Annotated in this window: 1 protein-coding gene; it reads left to right on the forward strand. The window is 66.7% G+C overall.

All coding sequences use genetic code 11. The features are described 5' to 3' along the window. A partial coding sequence (locus MTX35_RS25520; protein WP_243597496.1) for an IS110 family transposase occupies positions 1-255 on the forward strand: 255 nt, incomplete at both ends.

Below are 255 nucleotides of genomic sequence, written 5' to 3' on the forward strand. Positions count from 1 at the left end.
GACGCGAGGTCGGCGACCGAGAATTCCCCACCACCGCCGCCGGCCACGTGGACCTGATCGCCTGGATCACCGCGGCCGGAAAGGTCGAGCGAATCGGAGTCGAAGGTACCGGCAGTTATGGATCGACTCTGGCCACTGCGCTACGCCTGAGCGGGCTCGAGGTCGTCGATGTCGATCGCCCCGACCGACGCTCTCGCCGCTTCCACGGCAAATCCGACCCACTCGATGCCCATTCCGCAGCGCGCGCAGCATTGA

The organism is Rhodococcus sp. ARC_M12, assembly GCF_022810385.1.
Classification (GTDB): Bacteria; Actinomycetota; Actinomycetes; order Mycobacteriales; family Mycobacteriaceae; genus Rhodococcoides; species Rhodococcoides navarretei.